A 933-nucleotide genomic window follows, 5' to 3' on the forward strand; every position below is an offset into this window, starting at 1 on the left:
CCACAAAAAACTAGACGACTGGTCTAATTCATCTTATAGTACCGCCCATGAACGCAAAAACAAATGACACACGCCAACACATTCTCGACGTCGGGTACGAATTGATTGTTACCCGAGGGTTTACGAGTGTTGGACTTTCAGAGCTACTAAAAACGGCCGAAGTGCCAAAAGGCTCGTTTTATCATTACTTCAAATCTAAAGAACAGTTTGGTGAGGCAATGATTCAAGATTACTTCAACAAGTATTTTGAACAACTGACTGCCCGCTTCACTAATACCGAGCTCAATGGCTACCAACGCTTAATGAGCTACTTTGAAGAAATGGTAAAAGTAGAAGATGATGTCTGTAATGCAAACAAATGCTTGTTAGTGAAGCTAAGCGCCGAAGTGTCAGATTTATCGGAGCCTATGCGTATCGCACTGCGTCGAGGCGCTGATAAGACCATTCAAGCTATGGCTGAGTGTATTGATGTCGGTATTCAAGATGGGTCTATCCCAAACGGTGATAGCGCATTGTTGGCCAGACAGATTTATTATCTTTGGAATGGCGCAAGCTTACTGAACAAACTGTATCAAGATCAGGAAGCGCTCACGCAAAGCCTGACCTATACTCAACATCTACTGCAAAACACGCGAACTTGCCCATAACAAGTAACGTTAAAGTAAGATGAATACCCTACACATGTTTCATTTGGGCTATTAACCTTTTGGAACACACTAAATCTTCCCGCTCTAAGAGCGGGATATTTTGGAACGAACACTAGACGACCGGTCTAATCTATAAGTGAGATAAACATGACTAACGCAACCAATCGTAGAATCGTCCTAGCATCACGCCCACATGGTGCTCCTACAACTAAAAACTTTCGCCTAGAGGAAGTAGCAAAACCTGTTCCACAGGCAGGAGAAATGCTGCTGAGAACGGTTTACCTCT

1 protein-coding gene and 1 pseudogene are annotated in these 933 nt (G+C 43.2%); both read left to right on the plus strand.

Annotated features, from left to right (window positions below):
- Positions 1-47: 47 nt before the first annotated feature.
- Positions 48-647, plus strand: a complete 600-nt coding sequence (locus R7Q48_RS25415; protein WP_005463060.1) for a TetR/AcrR family transcriptional regulator — start codon at positions 48-50, stop codon at positions 645-647.
- 147 nt (positions 648-794) lie between these two features.
- A pseudogene (locus R7Q48_RS25420) lies at positions 795-933 on the plus strand (NADP-dependent oxidoreductase); the annotation flags it as partial.

This window comes from Vibrio sp. 378 (assembly GCF_033339435.1).

Bases quoted from the DNA above. Each gene is read 5' to 3' on its own strand.
- R7Q48_RS25415 (WP_005463060.1), top strand. From the start codon at position 48: ATGAACGCAAAAACAAATGACACACGCCAACACATTCTCGACGTCGGG.